Origin of the sequence: Herminiimonas sp., from assembly GCF_030645555.1 — a bacterium.
GTDB lineage: Bacteria > Pseudomonadota > Gammaproteobacteria > Burkholderiales > Burkholderiaceae_D > Oxalicibacterium.
This window is the reverse complement of the sequence record NZ_JAUSME010000124.1, coordinates 1-4,391: the sequence shown is the minus strand read 5'-3', so window position 1 is coordinate 4,391 and position 4,391 is coordinate 1. Positions and strand designations below refer to the sequence as shown.

4 protein-coding genes are annotated in these 4,391 nt (G+C 56.2%); all 4 read right to left on the bottom strand.

Features of this window, described 5'->3' with window-relative positions; genetic code table 11:
* Positions 1-2,402, bottom strand: a 2,402-nt coding sequence (locus Q7T06_RS04920) for a molybdopterin-dependent oxidoreductase (RefSeq protein ID WP_304781158.1), incomplete at its 3' end; no start/stop codon positions are given.
* Positions 2,403-2,416: 14 nt separating this feature from the next.
* Positions 2,417-2,617: a hypothetical protein gene (locus Q7T06_RS04915; protein WP_304781155.1), complete on the bottom strand. Its 201-nt coding sequence runs from the start codon at positions 2,615-2,617 to the stop codon at positions 2,417-2,419.
* Between the two features lie 188 nt (positions 2,618-2,805).
* A complete protein-coding gene (locus tag Q7T06_RS04910; protein WP_304781152.1) occupies positions 2,806-3,420 on the bottom strand; it encodes a molecular chaperone in 615 nt (204 codons plus the stop codon).
* A gap of 61 nt (positions 3,421-3,481) precedes the next feature.
* Positions 3,482-4,391: 4Fe-4S binding protein (locus Q7T06_RS04905; RefSeq protein ID WP_304781147.1), on the bottom strand; the 910-nt coding region annotated here is incomplete at its 5' end.

Below are 4,391 nucleotides of genomic sequence, written 5' to 3'. Positions count from 1 at the left end.
GGCACAGGATCAGGGAAATTCCAGACTACTGCGCGTGCCTTGGCGTTACCAAACGGATGCACGCCGTGCACCTGCATCGTCACACGCTGGATGCCGCCGGACAGATCGGTCTTCCAGTTCTTGCCCTCTGCCGCCTTCTTCTCTACCTCAGTCAGGTCGTCCCACCAGCCGAGTTTTTTCAGCAGGATGTGGTCGAACTCCGGATAACCGGTCGTGATGTCGGAGCCCAGGCTGTGCGAGCCATCTTCGGCCAGCAGGCTGACGCCGTCTTTTTCGACGCCGAAGTTGGCGCGGAAATTACCGCCGCCATCCATCAAGCTCTTCGAGGTGTCATACAGATTAGGCGAACCCGGGTGCTTCAGTTCCGGCGTACCGTAGCAAGGCCATGGCAAACCGAAATAATCGCCGCTCATGTCGTAACCGCTTGCGGCATCCTTGCCGGCTTTGCAGCGCAATGTCTTCACATCGAACAGATGCATATTGCGCATGTGCGCCTTCAAGCGCATAGGCGACTGGCCGGTATAACCGATGGTCCACGTGCCGCGATTGATTTCTTCCAGCATCGATTCCGGTTCAGGCTCCATCATGCCGCCCTTGCCTGGCACCAGCTTTAGCTTGGCGACCAGTTCCTTGCCGAAGCCCAGCTTTTGCGCCATTTGATACATGATCATGTGATCGGTGCGCGATTCGAACAGTGGCTCGATGACTTTTTCGCGCCATTGCAGCGAACGGTTGGATGCCGTCACAGAACCCGAGGTTTCGAATTGTGTCGCCGCAGGCAGCAGATAAACAGCGCGATTCGGATTGAGTTCCTGGCCGTCCACCTTCATCGCCGCCATCGCCGCCGTGGCCGATGGATACGGATCGATCACCACCAGCAAATCCAGCTTGTCGAAGGCTTTTTTCATGTCCAGGCCGCGCGTCTGCGAGTTAGGCGCATGGCCCCAGAACAGCACTGCCTTGACGTTGTTGTCCTGATCGATGTTCTCGCTTTTCTCGAGTACGGAATCGACCCAGCGCGATACGGTCAGGCCTGATTTTTCCATCATGCCCTGCGACGCGTATTGCTTCTTCACCCATTCGTAATCCACACCCCATACCGCACACCAGTGCTTCCACGAACCGGCAGCCAGACCGTAGTAGCCTGGCAGCGAATCAGGATTAGGACCGACGTCGGTTGCACCTTGCACGTTATCGTGGCCGCGGAAAATATTGGTGCCGCCGCCGGATTTGCCGACATTGCCGAGAGCGAGTTGCAGGATGCAGGATGCGCGCACCATTGCATTGCCGATCGAGTGCTGGGTCTGACCCATGCACCAGACCACGGTCGAGGGACGATTCTTCGCCATCGTTTCGGCAACCCGGTAGACTTCTGCTTCCGGTACGCCGCAGGCTTCTTCCACCTTTTCCGGCGTCCATTTCATGACTTCTTCTTTGACCTTTTCCATGCCATAGACACGGTCATTGATGTATTTCTTGTCTTCCCAGCCATTCTTGAAGATGTGATACAGCATGCCCCACAGGAACGGGATGTCCGAACCCGAGCGTATGCGCACGTATTGATCAGCCTTGGCAGCGGTGCGCGTAAAACGCGGATCGACCACAACCATCTTGCAGCCGGTTTCCTTCGCATGCAGCATGTGCAGCATCGATACAGGATGTGCTTCGGCAGCGTTCGAACCTATATACATCGCAGCTTTTGAATTCTGCATGTCGTTATAGCTGTTCGTCATCGCGCCATAACCCCAGGTATTTGCCACGCCCGCGACCGTAGTCGAGTGGCAGATACGCGCCTGGTGATCGGTATTATTGGTGCCGAAGAAGGAAACGAACTTGCGCAGCAATGCCGCCTGTTCATTGTTGTGTTTGGATGAACCGACGAAGTAGACGGAATCAGGACCATCGGCCTTCTTGATCTCCAGCATCTTAGCCGTGATCTCGTTCATCGCCTGATCCCAGCTGATGCGCTGGTATTTGCCGTTGACCAGTTTCATCGGATATTTGAGGCGGTACTCGCCGTGGCCATGCTCGCGCAGCGCGGCACCCTTGGCGCAGTGCGCGCCGAGGTTGATAGGCGAATCGAATACCGGCTCCTGACGCACCCATACGCCGTTTTCAACGATTGCATCGGATGCACAACCGACTGAACAGTGGGTACAGACGGTGCGCTTGACTTCGATTTTGCTGCCGGCAGCCGCGGCGCTGCCACCTTCGGCAGCCCTGGCTTTTTGTATCAGCCCGAGTTGCGTGGCAGCGATGCCTGCACCGATGCCGATACCGGAGCGCTTGAGAAAGCCGCGTCGGTCCATCGTCGGCAAGGCGCGCGACAGGCTGTCGGCAAGGCTGGATGTGAAGCGGGCAGGCGAACGCTGTGCAGCGTTGCTTTTGCGAGTTAACAGCATGATGTCACCCCGTATTAAATTGTAGTAGTGCGGTAGTATTTTTTGACGTGTTCCGTCAAGCGGTAGCTGTCGCCATCCGGCTCTTGCGGGGACAGGACGTTGGTAATAGCGGATGTTGCGGATTCGGGGGCCAGCTTGGCGGCGACGCCAGCTGCTGCAGCGAGGCCTAGGCCTGCGAAGAAAGTACGACGTGGAATTTTTGCTCGTTCGGTCATGATCGTCTCCTGTAAGTGAGTCAGGACGTAATATGCTTTTTAATTCTTATATTACTTATCCTCTAAGTTAGCATACCTTTCAGCAACTTGCACGCCCTTAAAATTAAAAATGCACCTTTTTGGATCAAACAAGATAGTGCATGAAAATAAATACAACACCGTGTTTTCAATCTTTCGTCCCGCCTGACTTACACCATGTCAAACGCCTGCATTTCAATTTCAAAAAACACGCGCGCCAGCTGCGCTACCGGCTTGTAGAATTTTGCGTTTGGGCTGGCTTCAAGCGCATTGCAGCAATCGAGCACCCATGCCCGCATGTGAGCATTGAAAAATTTCTCTTGCGCGGCCAGATTCGCATGCACGACATCATCGGAAGCGATCAGGTAGCGCATCACTTCGCACAATGAAGCCAGATGGTCTTCGCTTTCAACCACGTCCTGCGAGCGCTGCAAGCCCAGGCACGCCAGGTCGGTGCGCAATTCCGCCAGCGGCTTTTCCATCAGGAAGCCGGACAGATAATACGAACCGTACAACATCACTTCCGGCTTGCCGACGCCCATAAACAACTGTTCGTATTCTTCGCGCACAGCTTCCTGCTGCGCTGTCTGACACCTGGCGACCAGTTCTGCCCACGCCTGCTCGAGTACAGTTTCGCCCTGCGCGGGTGCTGCCGCAATCGTGTCGAGCAAGGCTTGCGGCGGCGGCGCGTACAACAAGGTAGCGAGCAAACCGTAGACATCGGCGCGCGCCGTTTCTTCACCCTGATCCGGCGTTTCAAACTTGACTGGTTGAGCGGTTGTCATGTGGTTCTGTAGCACTTTCTATTCAATAGCAAACAAGGCAAGCAAGCGTTTCCCTGGATACTCATTTCAAATCGGCGATCGATGATTCCTGCTTGTTCGCCATCATGTCAACCACGCGGCAGTCCGAACACATCTTGAGGCGTTCGATATTGCCGGAAAACGCACCGTGCAGCGACAGCTTGCTCAGCATGTTTTCTATCATCTTGGCAGTGCCGAAAGGCTTGTGGCAACTGACGCAATGAAACGGTTCGGCTTCGTGCAATACCTGCAGATTTTTTGCCGCATCGGTGAGCAACAGGCGCGGCGCCAGCGTGATCGCATTTTCCGGGCAGGTTTTTTCGCACAAGCCGCATTGCACGCAATTTTTTTCTATGAAGCGCAGTTGCGGCAAATTGGCGTTATCCGTCAGCGCCGATTCCGGGCAGGCGCCAACACAGGACATGCACAGGGTGCAGGCATCCTGATTGACGATCACCTGACCGTACAGTGCGCCGGCAGGCAAGGCAATTTCATCGACCTTCAGCGGCGCGCAGGTTTTCAGATGATCGATCGCCAGTTCCAGCGTGGTGCGCTTGTCGGCTGCCACATTGAAGGTGGCGTAGGTCGCCGGCCCTTGGGCGGGCTGCAGTGCATTGACGGCCGCATCCAGCTCGGCCGCGTCTTTACTGCGGATCAACTGCAAGTGGCTACCCGCATAACCGAGGCCAGACAATATGGTTTGCGCCAACTCCAGCTGTTGCTGCAATGCGTCCAGATACTGCGGCGCTTCTTCATCGGTGACCAGCACGCTAATGTTGGCCGCACCGTAAGCGAAGGCCGAGAGCCAGACATCGATGCCGACGGCAGCCGTGTGGTGCAACTCGACCGGGATGATGCGCGCCGGCATGCCCTGCCAGCCAGCCTTGGCCAGACGACCCACTTGGGTAACCAGCGTTGCGCCCTGCCCCTTGCTGTGAAACAGCAGCCCGGCC